The following is a 16,756-nucleotide window of genomic DNA, read 5'->3' as shown; positions in this document are numbered from 1 at the left end:
GTGCGGCGGGGCGTGGGATCTTCTTGACGGCGGCGAGTTGTCCGGCGGTGATGATCAGCTGGTCGGTCTGGGTCCGTTCGTTGTGAGAGAACGGGGTTGGGGGCTGGGTCGGGTACCAGCTCACGCGTGATCCCCGGCCACCGTGGTACTCGCCCGCGCATCGGCACACACATTCCCAGACCGGGATTTTCGCGTTCTTGCATCGGTCGGTGCAGGCGCTGGTGGGGACGAACTCCACTCGCATCTCGGCGGCGTCGTAGGCGTAGGCGAGTTCACCGGTCAGGGTGAGCATGTGTCTGGCGCTGAGCTCCCAGGCGGTGACGCCGTCGCGTTGCACCGGCGATAGTCGCACGCGGGTCCCCAGGACTTGCCGAAGCCACCTCTCGGCGACGTCTTGGTCCTCGGGCAGATGCGCGTACAGCGTGGGCTTGTTCTTCTTGGTCTCGGGCACGATCGCTCGTTCCACCCAGGCACGGGCCGACATCGATGTTCCCCCTTCGGGTTTGGTTGGATGTCGAGCCAGTGTGGCGGCCGGTACCGACAGTATCGGCGCTGATCATGACGGTAGCCGTGACAGTGTCACGGCTACCGTCATGATCGAAGAACTATTTTTCGCGGACCCGTCGTCGATGTGCGCGTTGGCGACAGGCGGCCGAGCAGTGCCGGGCATCGGCGCGCAGGTTCGCGCCACCGGGATCGATTCCTCGACCGCACCCCAGACAACGGATCTCGACCACGCACAGTTGCTCGGCTGCCGCGGCGGCGCGTTGACGTGCACGGTAGGCGCGAGCGACGCACGCGGGCGTGCAGTAGACCCGGCGCGGATGAGCGTCGCGGGGAAGAAGTTCCCGACAACGAAGACATCGGCGAGCGGGAGGGCGGCGGCCCATACCCACTATTGTTCGCCGATATTGCTGCCGCCGTGCGAGATTGGGCCGGTTCCCGATCCGGTGCTACCGGTCCACGGAGCGGTAGACCCGGTGAATCCCGGGTCAGCGACCGGTCACCGACGCAACGGTCCGAACGCCCACGGTCGCTCCATGATGCCAAGAAGGTGACAGTCCGCGGACGCGTTCACTCTAGGATCTGCTGTGCGGCACAGTATTTGTCGCACCGGAGGACCGCTGAAGGGGATGTAGTGGTCGAAAGGGTGAGTCCGGGTCCGGGTGGGGATGGGCGGTCGATGTTGATGGTGGTCGATGTCCAGAACGGGTTCGTCGTGCCGTCGTCGCGGCCGGTGGTCATGGTGGTTGTCGATCTGGTTCAGCGTTGGCTGGCTCTGGGAGCTCCGGTCGTGTTGACCCGGTACCGCAACCATCCAGGATCGCCGTTCGTGCGGCTGGTGGATTGGCACGGTATGCACACCAGTCCCGATATCGACCTGGTCGCCGAACTCGCCCCGTTCGCCGCCGAGCCGGGCGTGTACGTCGTGGACAAGACCACCTCTACCGGGCTCACCGACGATGTACGCCGGGTCATCGCCACCGAGCGGGTCGAGCACCTGTACATCTGCGGAATCGCCACCGACGCCTGCGTCTTCGCGACCGCCTTGGACGCTTCGACAGTGGCCTGGTTCCCTGTGTGATCACCGATGGATGCGCCTGCAACAGCAGCAGCCGCCCACCACACAAGGTCCACCGCGACGCATTGGACAAACTCGCGCACCTCATCGGTGTCGGCCAGCTCATCGATTCCGACCGAGCCCACTCTCACGCGGCCACGAAACCGGGCAGATAGTCGGCAGTCACCGCCGATGCGTGCGACAGCTTTCCTCGGGACCGCCCTCTCGTTCGTGGAGCACCGTGCCATCCCGGAGCTCGGAACGGGATACGGTCAGGAGATGTCGCTATACCGAGGTGCCCAGTCAGCGATGGAGGGTCCCAGTCGGGCGGGAAGATGATCGTTGTGCCATTGCTGCGCAGGCGCCAGCATTTGTGATTCGAACAGCGCCACCGCGCTTTCGGTCATGAGGACAGCACTCATGAGCAGATCGGCCACCAACCCGAATTGTTCGTCCTGGTTGCGCAGGATGCCGAGTGTCCAGTTGTAGCCGTGGGTGTAGCTCGAGCCGATGGAATACCACGCCTTGGTCATCGCCTCGAACGGCCGTCCCTTGAGCAGCTCACTCTCGTGTACAGGCGGGTTGGCGTCGATCCACGCGGCACCAGCGAGGGTCATCGCCGTGAAACCAGGCGCCGAGGTGCCCTTGGCCGCCGATTCCGCGGCCGCGATCGCTTGTTTCAGTTTCTCCTCGGACGCGGCGAATCCATCCACGTTGCGCCCCTCGGCGGCGTCCACGTCGCGATTCTGTCTCGTCCATTTGTGCATCTCGCCGAGCTCTTTCACCGCCTCGGCTGCGCATCGGAGTCGTCGGGTCTCCCGGCTCGGGTCGCCGATAAGCCAGATTGTGCGGGCGGCGGCTTCCATCGCAGATCGACACAGCACCATGACCGACGAGGGCCATGACCGTGACGCCGGCGGCGGCGGAACGGCTCCGTTGAACCAGTCCGAGATGAGCACGTCGACCGCTGCCAGATGTTCGGCTGCCTGGGACACGGGAAACCGGGAGTAGTGGGCCACGGGGCGGGATGTCCCGATCCCCTGGAGGAAGTCCTCGTCGTCGAGTTGCAACGAGGTTCCCGGGGCAGGATCTGTCAACGACACCGCCCACTGCCTGAACTCGGCGCCGCGCGCGGCGCGCTCGATGATCCGCCCGTGCACGGGTGGCCGCAACAGCGTGGCGGCAAGATTCTGTATATCCCGGATGTCCATCCCGCGATCATGCATCCTCCCGCGTAGAGGTGAGCCTGCGGGTGTACGCCGAGGTCTGACGGTCGCGCAGTTGACGCTCGCCACGACGGCGGCAGTCACCTAACCGTCGCAAGACAACGGCTGCAACCGATGAAGCGTGTTCATTGTGTGCGATCGTGCTGCGAAAATGATGGGCATGGCAGCGATCTGGCGGAATCGGGAACTCGAGGTGATTGTCGGTGGTCCACTGGCTCAGGGGGGATTGACCGCAGGCGGGATCGCCGAGCTTGTCGGGGCGGTGCGTGCGGAGTCGGAGTTCGTCGAGTACAAGGATAAGGGCGATCTCTGGAAGAACAACGAATTCAAAGGGTTCAGCGCGAAGCAGGAGCGCGCCAAGGATATCTGCGCGCCAGCCAACACCCGGGGCGCGATACTGATCTACGGGGTCACCGACAACCGTGATGACGCGGTGTCCGATCGACTCAAGCCGTTCACGGATTTCGACGGCGATGCCGATCAGTTCATCGAACAGTTCAAGAAGGATGTTCGGCAGTTCGCGACCCCGATCCCGCTGTTCGACATGTTCGCTGTCGACGCCGATCCGGGGTACTACCTGGTAGCGGTCGTCCCGCCGAGCATCCGCAAGCCCCACGCGGTGAAGGGCTCGACCGACGATCGCCCGCTGTATTACTTCCAGCGAGCCACCGGGGAATCCCATGTCAGGGCCATGGCTGAACACGAGATCGCTGAGCTCTATGCTGCCCGCCAGCACAGCTCGAGCGCGCGCCGCGAACAGCTCGAGACCGCGTGGACAACGGGTGTCGAACAAATCGGCGGCCCGAGTCATTTTGTCGCCGCGGCGATCATGCCCGACGCACCTGCCGACGGATTGCTCACACGCACCACCCGGGAGGAGATCATCGAGTGGGAACGCGGCAATCGTTTCCCCGATTCGATACTGCATAGTGCACACACCAGAGCGAGACGGCCGATCGCGAATCAGGGCAGGCTGGAATACCGGTCGGTCAGCTCACAGAACGACCTGCCGCAGAACAGCTACCGAGAGCTTTATGTCGACGGCACCGCTTTCGCCGCGGTCGAGATCCCGAATCCTGATGAGTCCACCGTTCCCTTGGCAGTCGACATACATTTCTTCGTCGATGCGTGCTGGACAGTGCTCAGCCACAGCCTGCTCCACGCCACATCACGTGTCGGCGCCTACGGCAATGCCACCATCCGCCTCGGGCTGCTCGATGGAGCGTCCCCCGAAGGCCGCTTCGGCCCTGCCGGTGTGAGGTTGGAAGGTCTCGATCTCAGGTCCGGGCCTTCCCGACGAGTGGACGGACTCATCCACGCCGACCAGGTCGTGCATCTCGATGATGTCGCCTCTGCCACTGAACGACTTCGCATCGCTCACACCGTGATATCGCCCGTCATCCAACGCTTCGGCTACGTCGAGCCCCATTTCATAACCGATACCGGCGCCATACGGCATGTTGCCGTGCGGAACTCGCTGGAACACATGGTGTCGGAATGGGCGCAGCACAACGACGTCGAATTCGACCGAGAATCATGGTGGTTGGACGAATAGCCACATCTATCGCGGGCCTGCGTTGCTCGTGACGCGGGTTGACTATTGTCTGCGCTGTGTTCGACATCGCTGATCGCAGCTCCGACTACGTCTTGCGCTGGCCACGGGACCTTTTCGTCCTGGAAGCGAAGGCGCTGCTGGCCACAGCCCCGTCGACGAGCGTCAAGAGCGCGGCGTGGACGGGTGAGGTCAGTTTTCTGCTGTCCGAAGCTTTCGCCTCAGAGACGCCGGAGCAGGACTTCGGAGAGGTCGAGTCGGGGTGGTCGTCATCGCCAGCGGTCCCAGCGGACGACCCGTGGGAGACGCCTTCTTCCAGAAGTCGGAAGTCGGTTTTTCCTGAGCGGGAGTTCCTCGAAGAGCTTGTCGCTGCGGCGTCAACGCTGCCTGAGCAGCACGCGCCCCGGGCGTACTACTCCAAACGGATAGCGACCCCGGTGACCATCGACCAGCCGGAGCGGGATATCGACTCGGCGCAACGCGAGTGGCTCGCTGCGATCTACGAGTTCCAGCACCGCGGATACCTGCAAAAGGCGGCGCCGGACGCGTGCGTAGACGACGACTTCGCCGGAGCCAATCCTGATGACGCCCTCGACGCCCTGATCGCCGACCGGATCGGTAGTCGAGGGTTGTGGTCACCGCAGCCCTCGAACTGGGATGAGATGACGTTCTTCGACCTCATCGAGATCTTTCACGACCTCGTGGCGAGGCCACGACGACGCCACTTTCACAACTTCGATGGTTGCGGCTGGCACTATTCGGTGTTCACCCCACGGCCCGCCCAGATCCTCTACAGATGGACCATCAACCGCATTCTTGCCCGCAACGGCGTCGAACTGCGCCTGGCCGAAAGCGGAGAGGACGTCGGGCGGTTGGTCGCGGATGCCAACGATGCACGCTCGGATCTGATCGAGGCCGCCTTGGCTGCCCCTGATCCAACCCGTAGGGATTCCGTCGCTCACGCCGTCGCGCTCTTCCGCAGCCGCGGCGCCACGATCGATGAGAAGCGCAGCGCCTGCGTAACTCTGGCCGGCCTGCTCGAAGAACGCCGTGGTCTGCTGAAAAAGGAGCTGTTCAGCACCGACGAGGGGGATTTGTTCCTGGTCGCGAACAAGTTCGGCATTCGACACCGCAACGCCAGCCAGAAGAAGGACTACGACGCCGCCTATTTGGACTGGATCTTCTGGTGGTACCTGGCGACGAATGAACTGACCGACAGACTCCTGGCCCGACAGGCGAACGCCTCATCGCTCGGGAAATAGCGTCACCGTCCCGCCCCAGCGTCACCGGACGGGCTCCGTGGGCGGCGAGAATATGGGCCGAGTCAGACAAGAACGAGTCTGCGACGGCCTGAACCTGTTCGTGTGCAATCGCTTTCACGTACCGTTGAGCGTGGCAGTCGTTCATGCCGATACGAGGGGGATCGATGCACAGCCTGGAGCAGCGCTACACCATACTCACCGCCACCGCCCGCAAACTCGGCCACGATCCCGACCCCGAGCAGTTGCAGCGGCTACGCACCGAACTCGATGAACTCGACCGCGCACTAGATGATGTACCTGCGGGCGAGCGACGCTACCGACTGAGTCTGGCCAGCCGCGCGGCCAACTCGTGCCTGACCGAAGCTGCCGACCGCGCTCGGGGCGTGCGTCGCGCTGCCGCCGCCACTGTCGAGCGCGAGTCGAACGACGCCCGCCATCCCACCGTGCTCAGCCCACGAAGCGCCTTGGCCGACTGGAAGCCCGGTAAACCTCGCGACCGTGGCATGGAACGATAGCGACACCCGTACGCGCAGTGAATGGAACGCCATCGCCGCGGTATAGGACTACGGCGATCCCCTGACCTATCCCGACAGCCGACGCAAAACAAGCCCCGATCGACCATCGAACCGTACGGCGAGCGGACACGAAGGGCCGGGGAAAATCACGGAGTCCGATCCCTCCCGCGTCGGTCGTTCCCGCAGGCTGTCAGGCACGGGCTGATCTGGACTCGCCCGGCGGTAGCCTCCCCTGGGTGGCAGCTATACCTCTCCGGAGCCTGATCGGCGACCTCGATCCGAAAGCGTGCAAGGTTCACTGCGCGGTCTCGAACGGCATAAACCACCCGATCGACGTCCTCGCTCGATCCTGGGACGAGTGGTTGGGGTGGAACAGGTTTCGCGGCAACCGCGACGACTTCAACCGCCAGTACATATTCTCCCTCGCCCGAGACAGAAGTCGGACGACCCACTGGCTGTTCGGCGGCGTATTCGAGGTCGTCGGGCGTCGCCCGATTCCGGGGGAGGGCTCCTACGACATCGAATTGCGAGACGACCTGATGGGCCCGTTCATCAAGCGCCTGGTCGTCGCGTTCAAACCTACCGGACGCAACGTCCGATTGAACATGGAGACCCATCTGGACCAGATGGAGGTCGCCTCCATTCTCGCGCTGCCCTACGCCGCTGAGCCCTTTCCCGGCCACGACCAGATCAACCACACCCTCGGTGTGCTGAAGAACGCCGTCGAACAGGACTGGCACGACTGGCGTGGGGCGCTCCAGCACATGAAAGGCGTCTACGTCATCCGCGACGAGGTGACCGGCAAGGCCTACGTCGGCTCGGCGTACGGAGACACCGGGATCTGGGCCCGCTTGCGCGAATACGTCGACTCACTACACGGCGGAAACGTCGAACTGCGCGCATTGGTCGGCGAACACGGCGCGGACTACGCACGCACGAATCTACGGTTCGCTCTGCTCGAGTTCTGGTCGATGCGGACCGCGGACGAGCACGTACTCGCACGCGAAAGCTATTGGAAAGACGTGCTGTTGACACGAAAATTCGGCCACAACAGGAACTAGGGGCGTGTACTCGCGGTGGACGAGTGCGACGTGGTGCTGCTCACCATCCATCACGTCCCTGTCCCGGCGCCTCTGCGGGATCGGTTGTTCCGGTAGGCAGGTCAGCGTCGACGTAGAGGCGGTACAGGGTGGAGTCGCCGCGGTTGGGGTAGGGCTCGGACGCCTCTCGGACGTGCAAGGTTTCACCGAGCAAGGCGCGGGCCCGGCGCAGTTCGTCCAGGGTGCCGGTGATCCGGAACTTCATCGGGTCCTCCGTCCGATCAGGGCCGCCAGCCAGCCGGGCAGCAGCGCGATAGGTGTGTCGGTTTCGATGGTGTACGCGCGGTCGCCGATCACCGATCCCGGTCCGGCGAGGTAGCCGCCCAGCCTCAGCCCGGGCCCGCGGATGTCGATACCGGGTCCCAGCGGCGATGTCCCGCCTGACACCGACGCCACAGTCAGCCTGCGTGGAACCCGAAAGTACAAGTGGCGGCCCGCGTTCGGGGTCGCCACCTCCAAAGTGACGGGGCGGGGTTGGCCCCACCGTCGGCACACGTGGGCGAATCTCGCGACGCCGTCGGCTCCTGCGTTGACACCGCCCTCGATGTGGCGGTCCAGGTCGATGCCGACGATCCCGGACGCGCGGCACCCGACACCGATGTTCGCCCCTTCCGGCCACGCCGCCGCGACGGTGTCGATGTCACCGACGAGCAGTGTGTGCTGCCAGCCCGCCGCCGCGACCTTCTCTCCAGGCGGGAGCGGAAACAACCTCAGGCCGCGTACCAGCAGCGGGGTCGGGTCGGGCACCGGGTGTTCGGTGGTCATTGGTCGCACCGGCAGTCGTATCCGGTGGTGGTGTCCCCGCCACATTCCGGGCAGGCGTTGCGCTCGGCCCGCTCGTCTTCGTGCATGTACTCGTCGTGGCGCCACCCGCTGCACACAGCGTTGAAACAACCGCAGCCACCGCATTGCGGGCAGGTCATCCCGTTCAACCAGCCGCACCTTTGACACAACAGCTGATTGAGCGGGTCGTCGTAGACGGCTCGGGCCTCGGCGAAACTCATGTCGTCGCTTTGGGCGCGGGAGTGGATCTCGATCACCTCGTCGCGGGCCTGCTGATACGGCAGGCCGCGCTCGGCGGCGCGGGCGCGGGTGGCGCGGGTCAGCGCGCGGGATTCGCGTGGCATGAGGGGTGCTCGCTCTCCGGTGAGGTCACCCACGCCGCCCCACCACAGCGACATCGACGCCACAGCAACGGGTTCTGCACCGCGGAGTCTGAGACGTCTTCGCCCGTGGAGCACTCACATCCGGCGTGGGCGGGCGAGTTCGGACCGGCTAGCGGACAGCCACGCACCACCATAACGGCCACCACCGACACATCCCGACGAACCTCGATCGCGGACACCAGCGGAGCCCAGGCCATGAGTGGGTAACCTCCGAACTTCGGCCGAGGAGAACAGGAACGCGGCAAACAGTATGCCGATCCCACCCGGCCGCCCATCTCGATGACCGGCAGTATGGTGATGACGGCCTATCCAGACACTCTGCGCTGCACGGTGACTGGCTGTCCTGCCGCAACCAACCGCCTGAGAGGTGCCGGACAAATGGATGTGATTCGCTACCCCGCTCCCACAGTCGAGCACCTGCATGCTCTTCATGAGCTTCTGACACGCCGAGGGTGGGTCGCTGACGAAAGCGGCCATATCGAGCCCGGCGATCCGGCTGATCCCGAAGCGGGCTGGCGCTACCCGGCGAGTTTCGGGGGTGCGGTGATGAACTACTTCCCCGATGTCACGCCCCTCCCTCTCAACTGTCGTTTCAGGATGGGCTGGGAGTCCAGACCGGTCGAGTTCGTGATCGAATCCGCAGGTAGCCCAGCGGGCTGCGAGGTGCACAACCCCGCCGAACGGTCTTTTCCCCTCGGCGAAGGCGACGAGTTGCGGCTCGCCGACATCGTCGCCATCCTCACCGAACTCGAACCCCAAGCCGCCTCATTGGACCCGCGCGCTCTCCTCGAGTGCCGATTCTTCGGTACCTGCGTCGGCTAGACCCGGGCTGCTGGCCCCGAATGTCGTGGGACAGCCACGTTGTCGTTTTAGGGATGTCGGACACCGTGCGCACCGGACGCGTGTTCTCCTGTCCGGCGGGGATTCTCGGCGGTATTCATCATCGCCTTCCGGTCCGATCGCGGACTATCTGCGCCGACTACAGCGCGTACTCGATGCGTGCGAGCAGCCGCTCAGCGGTTTCGGCCCACGCGATCCGTGATTCGGGCTGATCATGCTCTGCCTCGTGACGCTGCTGGGAGGCCCATTCACTCAACGCGTCGGTGAGCACGAAGTAGAGATGGTCCTCGGCGGGGTCGTCGAGGTTGATGGTGATGCTGTGGCGGCGCTGGCTGTCCATGGCCGCGAGGACGGTGGTCATGCGATCACGCAAGGTGGTCAGTTCGCCGAGGATATCGACGGTTTTGAGGGATTCTGTGCCGACAACGAACGCTCCCGCACCTTGACGGGTCTCGATGAGCCCTTCCTCGGCGAGCTTCTGCTGGGCCGCGCGCACGGTATTGAGGCTGTGCACGCTGTACTCCCTCTGGATTTCGCTGATGCTGGGGAGTTTGTCACCCAGGGCGAACTCGCCGGATTGGATACGCTCGCGGAGCCGGTCGGCGAGGTCGTAGTACTGCGCCATACGGCCACCTTAACACTGCTTATCAGAGTATGTACTGATAAGCTCAGTGTGGGTTGATGTTTCAGCCCTTGCATCCACTCTCGGCAAGGGGGGCTTAGCCGGCTTAGTGGTGGAATAGTCGCGCTGAGCGTGACCGGTGTCAGTTTCCGAAGTCGCCTGCACAAGGTGACCGGAGTCTTCTGCTCGGCTTCGCCTGGTCAGGGTTGATGGTCGCGTTGTCATCTCGACAGCGAGCGGATCAGGCGAGCAACCGGTGATCTCGCTGACGTCGTGGGATCCGTCTGCAAAGCAGTGCTCCCTTACATAGTCGGGCCAGATCGACCGCGCTGGCTCGATCAGTGCGACCACGTTGTCCTGCTCGGCCACCGTCGCCGACAAGGAAACGTCGACGGCTCGAGTGCTCGAACTCCTGTGTTCAGGGGTGGTTCGTCGGGTCGAATGTCCGCCAAGGTGCGTTGTCGAATTGCCTGACCACTGCCCGTGGCCGCACTATCGGGGCAGCCAGCTCACGCAACCTCTGGTGGTACTGTCCGGGCGCGGCACCGAAAGGGATGGGGTCGTCCACGCGGGCGCGTAGCTGGGGATTGACGTCGGGTAGATAGATCTTCGCGAGTTCGGCACGCAGGTTCGATAGGGTGTCCCGTTCCTGATCGCGAGACTTCTCGAACTGCGCGGCGAGCTCGCTTGCGCGCTGTACTGCGATCTCGCTGATGGTGCGACCATGTGCCTGTGCGATGAGAAGGTCCAGCTCTGATTCGAAGATCTCCTCTTCGGGGATTCCGGTGGTGTCGGGTCGGAGCTGTTGTGCCGCTGCTAGTGCAGCGACTGCACGCTCGACGGCCTGATCGGCCTCCTCGGTGGCGGGCAGCGCCGACGCGGCTGGCGGCAGCGGGATGGTTCGTACGCGCACGATCACCGCCGGGTCAATGGCCAGTGAGATCGACCCGGGTGACTCGTGAGTGTTGACGTAGCGGACAGCCCGCGCGCCGAGGTCGGCCAGCGCCGTCATCGGCACGTCCCCGAACCATCCGCTCCCTTCACCGCGGACATCCGCCGCCAGATCTGCAGCGCCGAGGTGGATCTGCACCTGGTGCAGCCAGTACCGATGGGCAGGCGAGTCCTGATCGCGCATGCGCCGCAGCATGTTCTCGACTGCTGCGGCGTAGGTTCCCAGATGCAGGGCTAGCGAGGTTCGTCCCTCGATCGCGCTCTCGTGGTCGGAAGGCGGTAGCAACGATCGCTTGATCAGCGCGGCGATGTCACTCCGGTAGCTCGGAGATGGCCAATCCTGATAAGGGCTGGTGTGATACCAGAGGTGTCGGTCCACCTGATCGTCGTGGCAGTCGATGTCATCGACATCGCGGAGGGCGGGGTGTGCTGCCGAGATATCGACGGTGTCCCCGCACTCGCACACAGGGTATGACTCCTCGTCTCCGCCGCACTGGTGCTCGTACTCGGCAGCTGTCACCTCGACACGTCGCCCGCAGTCGCAGTCGAACCAATAGCTGAAATCCACCTCGAAACCAGCAGGATGCTCAGCCGATACACCGGAATTCACCAGCGCAGTGTACGAACCCCGTGTGCATCCCTCCCATGCGCTACCGAGTAGTTCGCTCGAGGAAGCATCGGTTGCGAGTTATAGGTAGGCGCAGTGGATGCAAGGCTCTACTTCTGTTCTCACAATCCCAGATCGACGCGGGCGGAGCGGCGCCGGTGCGCCCGGCCCGGGTGGCGAGCGCGCGGACTCCGTCGAGGACGGCGCTCACGCCGCTGTCCAGCGTCGGGCCGGGGTGCCCGACGCGGCTGTGGCGCGCCGCGATCGCGGCCACCCTCACAGCGAGGGGGAGGCGGCGACCCCGTCGTCGGCGCGGGTGGCCGGGAGTGCGGTCGACGTGCGCGGGGTGGCCGGGAGCGCGGTCGACCCGGTGCCGCTCGCACCAGGTCTCGAACGCCCGCCACGCGGAGTCGTAGGTGCGGGTGGTGTTGGGCGGGGTCGGGGCCGCGCTGTAGCGGGGCGGCGGCGCGCACCAGCTCGGGGTGATCGTCATGGGCCGCGGCCGCCCGCAGCCGTGCCCGGCCGCTCATCGGCGATGGCTCGGCCCGCGCTGCGGCGGCCGCCGGGGCGACGGCCGTGATCGGCTCGGTGTCACGGTCCTGGTCGACGGGGGTGTGCGCGGTGGGATTGCCGAGCCTCACCGCGTGCCCCGGTCGTCGGCGATCTCGGCGCGCGGGTCTTCGAGGACGCGACCGTGTTCGGGCGGGGCGTAGTGACGCAGCGCTTCGTGCAGGGCGTGTCTGGCGTCATCGACTTCGTTCTTGGCGGCGGAGATCGCCGTGCGTACGCGGGTGCGCTGCTCGCCGACCTCGCGAGGCAGGCTCAGCCCGGTCTCGACCCCGGCCCAGTCCGAGGCCAGCCAGTCGCGCGACTCGGCCAGCGCGGCGCGGGCGAGGTCGAGGTGGCGCAGAGCGTTGGTGAAGATCTCTTGCTGGGTGGGCAGGCTCATCAGCGACCGTCCTCGTCGTCGAGATAGATAGTCGTCATCGCCGAAGCGGCGCGCTGGATCCGTTCGCGTAGCGCCCCGGCGACAGCGCTCACCGCGCGCAGTTCCGCGGCCGCGGAACTCGCGGCCCGGCGCGGGTCGTCCGGGCCGTTCCATTGCGCGGCGCGCAGCGCAGGGTCCTCGGCCATCCCGTCGCAGCGCCCGGCGAGTTGGTCGAGTAGTTGCGGCAGCCCGCCTAGGGCGTCGCCGAGACGCCGGGCGACGGTCGCGACGTTCTCGGCGTCGGGCAGGACGGTGCGGGGTGCGTTGAGAGTGGCGTGGTTGCTCCAGCGGATCAGGTGCTGCAGCGCGAGCATGGCTTCGCCGAGTTCCTCGACCGTGTGGGGGGCGTCGAGCCCCCACACGGTCGAGACGACGCCTTCACCATCGAGTGCGGTAGCGCGGGACATATGGTGTTGTCTTTCAACAGGTTCGGGGCCGATGATCACCGGCGGCGGTCGCCCTCGGTCGGGACGGGCAGCAGGTCGTCCAAGCTCATGACAGTTCCGTTGCGCGCTCGCCCAGCAGCGCGGCGAGCCTGTCGTCGTGGCGTTGCTTGCGCGCGATGTAGGCAGCGGAGTCGGTGATCTCGACGTCTTCGCCGAGGCCCAACGCCACCGCCACCGCGTGCAGGACCGCGCGCGAGTGCGCGTCACCCAGATCCCGCAGCGCCTCGTTCAATTCGACGCCGATACCGCCGCGGGCGATGCTGACCGCCAGGCGAAGCAGCCGGTATTCCGTGCTGCTCAGCGGCCCGAGATCGTCGGCGTGCGCCAGGCCCGCCCAGTCGATCCGGGCTGTGACGACCTCGCCGGTGTCGTCGTCCTCGGCGAGGTCCCCGACCTCGATGTGAGCGCGCACCCGCGAACGGTCCAGCAAACCCGCGAAATCGAGCAGACCGATCGCGGCCGCGTGGAAGTCATTGCCGGCGAGGGTGCTGCCAGCGGTGAGCAACGCCCGGAGGTCGTCGGTGGAAGCGGTCGCGGGGTTGGTCATCGAGGATCTCCTGGGTCGATCGGCGTGCGGGGGCGGGTGGTCGTGTCGGTGAGGCCGAGCGCGAGTGTCAGCGCGTCGGCGACGGGTCGGCGGTGGCGGGGATCGAGGTCGGACAGGACATCGGCGAGGTCCACCGGTTCCCCGCAGGCCAGGCTCAGCGCGAGCGCGAGCACGCACTCCTGGCTGAGGTCGAGGGTGAGGTGCTCGGGATCGTCGGCCAGCGCCGACCACTGCACCCGAACGACGCGCTCACGGTTTCCAGTGTCGTCGGCGTCGAGGTCGTCGATGACGTGGCGGCGGACACCGAGGTGTCCGAGCAGTCCGGTGTCGGCCAGCAGCGCGACCGCCGCGGCCTCGCACCGGGTGCCGCGGCGGGTGATGGTGGCGTCGAGGGCTTCGCGCAGGATCGAGGCCGGGGTGTCGGGGACGGCCAGCAGGTGATAGCACCAGGCGCAGACCGGCAGCGGTCCGTCGGCGCCGGGCACCCGGGGCGCGTCGGCGGGGTCGTCGGTGACCTCGAGGGTGATGAGCAGCCCGGGTTCCGCGGCGTTCAGGCAGCCGCCGGTGCCGACACCGCGGTGATAGCTCCCGCACAGGCAGCGGCAACCGCCGCGGGCGTGCTGGGTCCACACCATCGCGACCGGGACCCGCACGGCCAGGATCGGCGCGGGCGCCGCGTCGCCGGTCATCCCGCCTCGCCGCCGAACACCCGTCGCCGGGCCGCTCGCACGACCGGCATCCGGGTGCCGGGTACCGTCCCGACACCCACTTCGATTGCGTCACAGTGACGATCCGAGAACCGGTGTGCCGACAACGGTGGCCACGCGGGTCCGGGCACGTCATCGGTCACGGGACTCCCCCTGAATCGGCGGCTGACTGCGGTTTCGCCCAGCGTAGTGGTCACCACCGATGCCCCCCCGGTCGCCGTACACATTCTCACAGGAAAACAGTACTCCAGCAGCGATTTTCGGGGCCATGTGTCCGACTATCGACATTATCGGACGCATGATTCGGCACCTGGTCGCAGCCACCGCAGGGGCAGATCCGTTCTGCGAGCCGCGCTGTGATCGGCTCGGTCTGTGCGGTCCCATTCACGCCAGGGCATGCGGATCTCATCGCTGGGCCGGTCGAAATCCTCGGCATCGAGGCAGGACTGCGTGCGATCGCACCCGGCGACCGGCACGCGGACTTCAGCGCGTCGCCGCCGGTCCGCTGCGCCCTGGACGCAGGTCCACCCGTCGGGTGCGGGATCGCGGCGCTACGCCGCGTCGGGGACTGGGATCTGTTCTGACGGCGACCGCAGTGGACGCGTACCCCGGTCGGTGCTCGCCGGTCCTGCCCCGAACTCCCGTCTACTGCGGTGATGGTCTGCGGGTCAGAGTTTGGGGCGTCACCCGACACTGTCATCGATGGCCTCGGGTGGCGGTTGGTCTGCGCAAGGGTACGGATGACGTGGTCAGCGCCGATCGGTTCGATACGGTCCTGGTAGTGCCACGGTGGCCTCGGGATCGATGATCAGAAGCTCTCGACGCGGCCGGTTTCAACTGCCACGCTCCCGCACTGCAACAGCGATCGGGGTTGCCCTATCGGTCGGGCGGTCCGTAGCGAGTTGCTCGCGGAGATCGGCTTCTTCTGCTACACCGCGTTCCGCGTGGACGTGTATTCGCGGCGGAGCTTGGGCTGGCGTGTGATGACCTCGAAAGCGACACCGCTGGTGACCTCGGTGCTCGAACAAGCTCTGTTCACACGGGAGTGCCGATTTCCGTTTCACGGCAACAGGATTGATACATCATTACGATGCTGGAGCAGTACACCTCTGAAGAATTCGACGCCTATTGCCGCCGGAACGGGATGCGCAGGTCGCTGGGCCGCACTGGTTCGTGTTTCGATAATGCTGTATCGGAATCGCTGTTCGCGGCCTACAAGAAGGAATTTATCCACACTCGCCCGTGGCCGACGATCGGCTCTGTTCGGCGGGCGACATATGAATGGATCGAAAACTACTACAACACTCACCGGAGGCATTCGGCGCTCAATTATTTGACACCACGGGAATATTCGTTAGGGTACAGAGAAATCAGTCAGATCGCGGCTTGATCCCGTGTCCACTCAAACGGGGACACTCCAGTCCGGCGATTCATGGTCAATCGTTCGGTGTCGTACGTGTATGTGATGAAAGGTAGTAGATGAGTGTTGATGTTGATGGTGGGCTGGCCGCGATCCGTGCGGCGGGCGATTTCGAATGGAGCTGGTCAACCGGTGATGTGGTGATGTTCTCTGGTCTTATGGGCTGGCATATCGAATCGGAGTCCGAGTATGGGGCTATAATTCGAACTAACTTTGCTCTGGGATTGAGAATAGCTCAGTCGGGGGCTGATGAAGGTGTCGTTAACCATATTAATTTCAATATCAGCGCCAAGCCGGACCCCGATGATTTTCCAGGACTGGCTGAGGTTGCAGGCGTATTCGATTCACTTGTGAATATGTTGACACTTCGTTTGGGAGATCCGGTGGATGGAGAGCCTGTTTCTTCTATTGGAACGCGCATCAGGTGGGACCTGCCGCGGGTGGTGATCTTCTTATCTTTGGTGCGTGGCGTTATATGGGTGCAGTTGGCCAATCCGGATTGGCAGCGTCAGCAGGAAGAATGGGATAGGAAATTTATCGGGTAGCTCGGCGTCGGTGTCGCAGAGCCAGGTCGGGCAGTTTATCAGCGGTTGGTTTTGGTGACGAACGCGTCAGCGGCATTCAGTCGCGGCCGGTGAACAGTAGTTGCGCGCAGAGATGATGCGTTTCCTCGCGCATGATCAGTCGTATTCCCGGTGGGGGATCCAGGACGGTTCATCCTCGGACGAGGCCGGACGCCGCAGCGCGCGGCCTCGTTACCTCGTGACGGTCGGTTCCGGATCGGCCCGAGTCGGGTGTGGTGCGCATCGTCGTCGCCTCCAACCGCTCGGTGACGAAATTCGTTGTCGTCACCGGACAGGTTCACATTGAGCTTTCCCCTAACAGGGAATTTCATCACTGTGACGACAGATATCGATCGGTAGACGGAGCCGCCTCGGCCCTCGGTGCGGTCCGGTTGCCCGTCCAGTGGGATCCCGTCAGGCCACAGCAACACATCGGGCACGCTGCGGTCAATCCGGTGCACGGGAGTATCCGGATGACCGGGGCGGATAGTCGAGGTCTGCGCTGCGCGCGAGCAATTCGTCGGTTTCGCGGTCGAGTCGTGCGAAGAGTTCGTCGAGGTCGGCGTCGAGGGCGTGGGCGCGATGGCGGGCGGCGACCCCTCGTTCGTAGTATCCGGGGTCGAGCTGGATCTCGGGTTCCGGCGCGGCCGGTCGGGCTTTCATGACGACCGGTGGCCGGGGGC

20 protein-coding genes and 1 pseudogene are annotated in these 16,756 nt (G+C 65.1%); 8 read left to right on the top strand and 13 right to left on the bottom strand.

The window, feature by feature from the left end; genetic code table 11:
* Positions 1–484 (bottom strand): hypothetical protein (locus tag JZ792_RS37805; RefSeq protein ID WP_216917702.1); only part of this gene is annotated, 484 nt, incomplete at its 3' end.
* A gap of 699 nt (positions 485–1,183) precedes the next feature.
* On the opposite strand from JZ792_RS37805, the gene JZ792_RS37800 reads away from it, so the two are divergent.
* Positions 1,184–1,585, top strand: a complete 402-nt coding sequence (locus JZ792_RS37800; RefSeq protein ID WP_216917701.1) for a cysteine hydrolase family protein — start codon at positions 1,184–1,186, stop codon at positions 1,583–1,585.
* Between the two features lie 248 nt (positions 1,586–1,833).
* On the opposite strand, the gene JZ792_RS37795 is transcribed toward JZ792_RS37800, so the two are convergent.
* Positions 1,834–2,772, bottom strand: coding sequence for a hypothetical protein (locus JZ792_RS37795; protein WP_216917700.1), 939 nt, complete (start codon positions 2,770–2,772; stop codon positions 1,834–1,836).
* A gap of 175 nt (positions 2,773–2,947) precedes the next feature.
* Here JZ792_RS37795 and JZ792_RS37790 point away from each other — a divergent pair, with 175 nt between their 5' ends.
* The 4 genes from JZ792_RS37790 to JZ792_RS37775 all read left to right on the top strand — a co-directional run bounded on the left by JZ792_RS37790 (position 2,948) and on the right by JZ792_RS37775 (position 7,177).
* Positions 2,948–4,342, top strand: coding sequence for an ATP-binding protein (locus JZ792_RS37790; protein WP_216917699.1), 1,395 nt, complete (start codon positions 2,948–2,950; stop codon positions 4,340–4,342).
* 56 nt (positions 4,343–4,398) lie between these two features.
* Positions 4,399–5,601: a hypothetical protein gene (locus JZ792_RS37785; RefSeq protein WP_216917698.1), complete on the top strand. Its 1,203-nt coding sequence runs from the start codon at positions 4,399–4,401 to the stop codon at positions 5,599–5,601.
* 164 nt (positions 5,602–5,765) lie between these two features.
* Positions 5,766–6,116 carry a hypothetical protein gene (locus tag JZ792_RS37780; RefSeq protein ID WP_216917697.1) on the top strand — a complete coding sequence of 117 codons (351 nt, stop codon included), beginning with the start codon at positions 5,766–5,768 and terminating at the stop codon, positions 6,114–6,116.
* Positions 6,117–6,352: 236 nt separating this feature from the next.
* Positions 6,353–7,177, top strand: a complete 825-nt coding sequence (locus JZ792_RS37775; protein WP_216917696.1) for a GIY-YIG nuclease family protein — start codon at positions 6,353–6,355, stop codon at positions 7,175–7,177.
* A 40-nt stretch (positions 7,178–7,217) separates the two neighbouring features.
* Here JZ792_RS37775 and JZ792_RS37770 read toward each other — a convergent pair whose 3' ends face one another.
* The 3 genes from JZ792_RS37770 to JZ792_RS37760 are packed head-to-tail and all read right to left on the bottom strand — an operon-like array spanning position 7,218 to position 8,343.
* A complete protein-coding gene (locus JZ792_RS37770; protein WP_216917695.1) occupies positions 7,218–7,421 on the bottom strand; it encodes a hypothetical protein in 204 nt (67 codons plus the stop codon).
* Positions 7,418–7,981, bottom strand: coding sequence for a bifunctional DNA primase/polymerase (locus JZ792_RS37765; protein WP_216917694.1), 564 nt, complete (start codon positions 7,979–7,981; stop codon positions 7,418–7,420). The genes JZ792_RS37770 and JZ792_RS37765 overlap by 4 nt, the downstream gene beginning before the upstream one ends.
* The gene (locus tag JZ792_RS37760; RefSeq protein WP_216917693.1) at positions 7,978–8,343 is read right to left on the bottom strand and encodes a hypothetical protein; all 366 of its coding nucleotides are present in this window, start codon (positions 8,341–8,343) and stop codon (positions 7,978–7,980) included. Before JZ792_RS37760 ends, JZ792_RS37765 begins: the two co-directional genes overlap by 4 nt.
* Positions 8,344–8,661: 318 nt before the next feature.
* Between JZ792_RS37760 and JZ792_RS37755 the strand changes: the two genes are divergently transcribed.
* The gene (locus tag JZ792_RS37755) at positions 8,662–9,204 is read left to right on the top strand and encodes a hypothetical protein (RefSeq protein ID WP_216917692.1); all 543 of its coding nucleotides are present in this window, start codon (positions 8,662–8,664) and stop codon (positions 9,202–9,204) included.
* A gap of 157 nt (positions 9,205–9,361) precedes the next feature.
* On the opposite strand, the gene JZ792_RS37750 is transcribed toward JZ792_RS37755, so the two are convergent.
* From JZ792_RS37750 to JZ792_RS37720, 7 genes are all read right to left on the bottom strand, one after another.
* Positions 9,362–9,847, bottom strand: coding sequence for a winged helix-turn-helix domain-containing protein (locus tag JZ792_RS37750; RefSeq protein ID WP_216917691.1), 486 nt, complete (start codon positions 9,845–9,847; stop codon positions 9,362–9,364).
* Positions 9,848–10,262: 415 nt separating this feature from the next.
* Positions 10,263–11,405, bottom strand: a complete 1,143-nt coding sequence (locus JZ792_RS37745; protein WP_216917690.1) for a hypothetical protein — start codon at positions 11,403–11,405, stop codon at positions 10,263–10,265.
* 40 nt (positions 11,406–11,445) lie between these two features.
* Positions 11,446–11,895, bottom strand: coding sequence for a hypothetical protein (locus tag JZ792_RS37740; protein ID WP_216917689.1), 450 nt, complete (start codon positions 11,893–11,895; stop codon positions 11,446–11,448).
* Positions 11,896–12,039: 144 nt separating this feature from the next.
* A complete protein-coding gene (locus tag JZ792_RS37735) occupies positions 12,040–12,351 on the bottom strand; it encodes a hypothetical protein (RefSeq protein WP_216917688.1) in 312 nt (103 codons plus the stop codon).
* Positions 12,351–12,797: a hypothetical protein gene (locus JZ792_RS37730; RefSeq protein ID WP_216917687.1), complete on the bottom strand. Its 447-nt coding sequence runs from the start codon at positions 12,795–12,797 to the stop codon at positions 12,351–12,353. Before JZ792_RS37730 ends, JZ792_RS37735 begins: the two co-directional genes overlap by 1 nt.
* 85 nt (positions 12,798–12,882) lie before the next feature.
* Complete coding sequence (locus JZ792_RS37725) at positions 12,883–13,383, bottom strand: hypothetical protein (protein ID WP_216917686.1); 501 nt, start codon at positions 13,381–13,383, stop codon at positions 12,883–12,885.
* Entirely contained in the window at positions 13,380–14,072 is a 693-nt protein-coding gene (locus JZ792_RS37720) for a DUF6372 family protein (protein ID WP_216917685.1), read from the bottom strand. The genes JZ792_RS37725 and JZ792_RS37720 overlap by 4 nt, the downstream gene beginning before the upstream one ends.
* Positions 14,073–15,180: 1,108 nt before the next feature.
* Here JZ792_RS37720 and JZ792_RS37715 point away from each other — a divergent pair.
* Both JZ792_RS37715 and JZ792_RS37710 read left to right on the top strand, forming a co-directional pair.
* The gene (locus JZ792_RS37715) at positions 15,181–15,480 is read left to right on the top strand and encodes an integrase core domain-containing protein (RefSeq protein ID WP_216917684.1); all 300 of its coding nucleotides are present in this window, start codon (positions 15,181–15,183) and stop codon (positions 15,478–15,480) included.
* An 89-nt stretch (positions 15,481–15,569) separates the two neighbouring features.
* Positions 15,570–16,055: a DUF6301 family protein gene (locus JZ792_RS37710; protein ID WP_216917683.1), complete on the top strand. Its 486-nt coding sequence runs from the start codon at positions 15,570–15,572 to the stop codon at positions 16,053–16,055.
* Positions 16,056–16,520: 465 nt separating this feature from the next.
* Here JZ792_RS37710 and JZ792_RS37705 read toward each other — a convergent pair.
* Positions 16,521–16,756 (bottom strand): annotated as a pseudogene (locus tag JZ792_RS37705) (hypothetical protein); the annotation flags it as partial.

The sequence above is a fragment of the Nocardia noduli genome, assembly GCF_019038455.1.
Classification (GTDB): domain Bacteria; phylum Actinomycetota; class Actinomycetes; order Mycobacteriales; family Mycobacteriaceae; genus Nocardia; species Nocardia noduli.
Note: the sequence above shows the minus strand (reverse complement) of the source record. Positions and strands in the feature narration are given on the sequence as shown.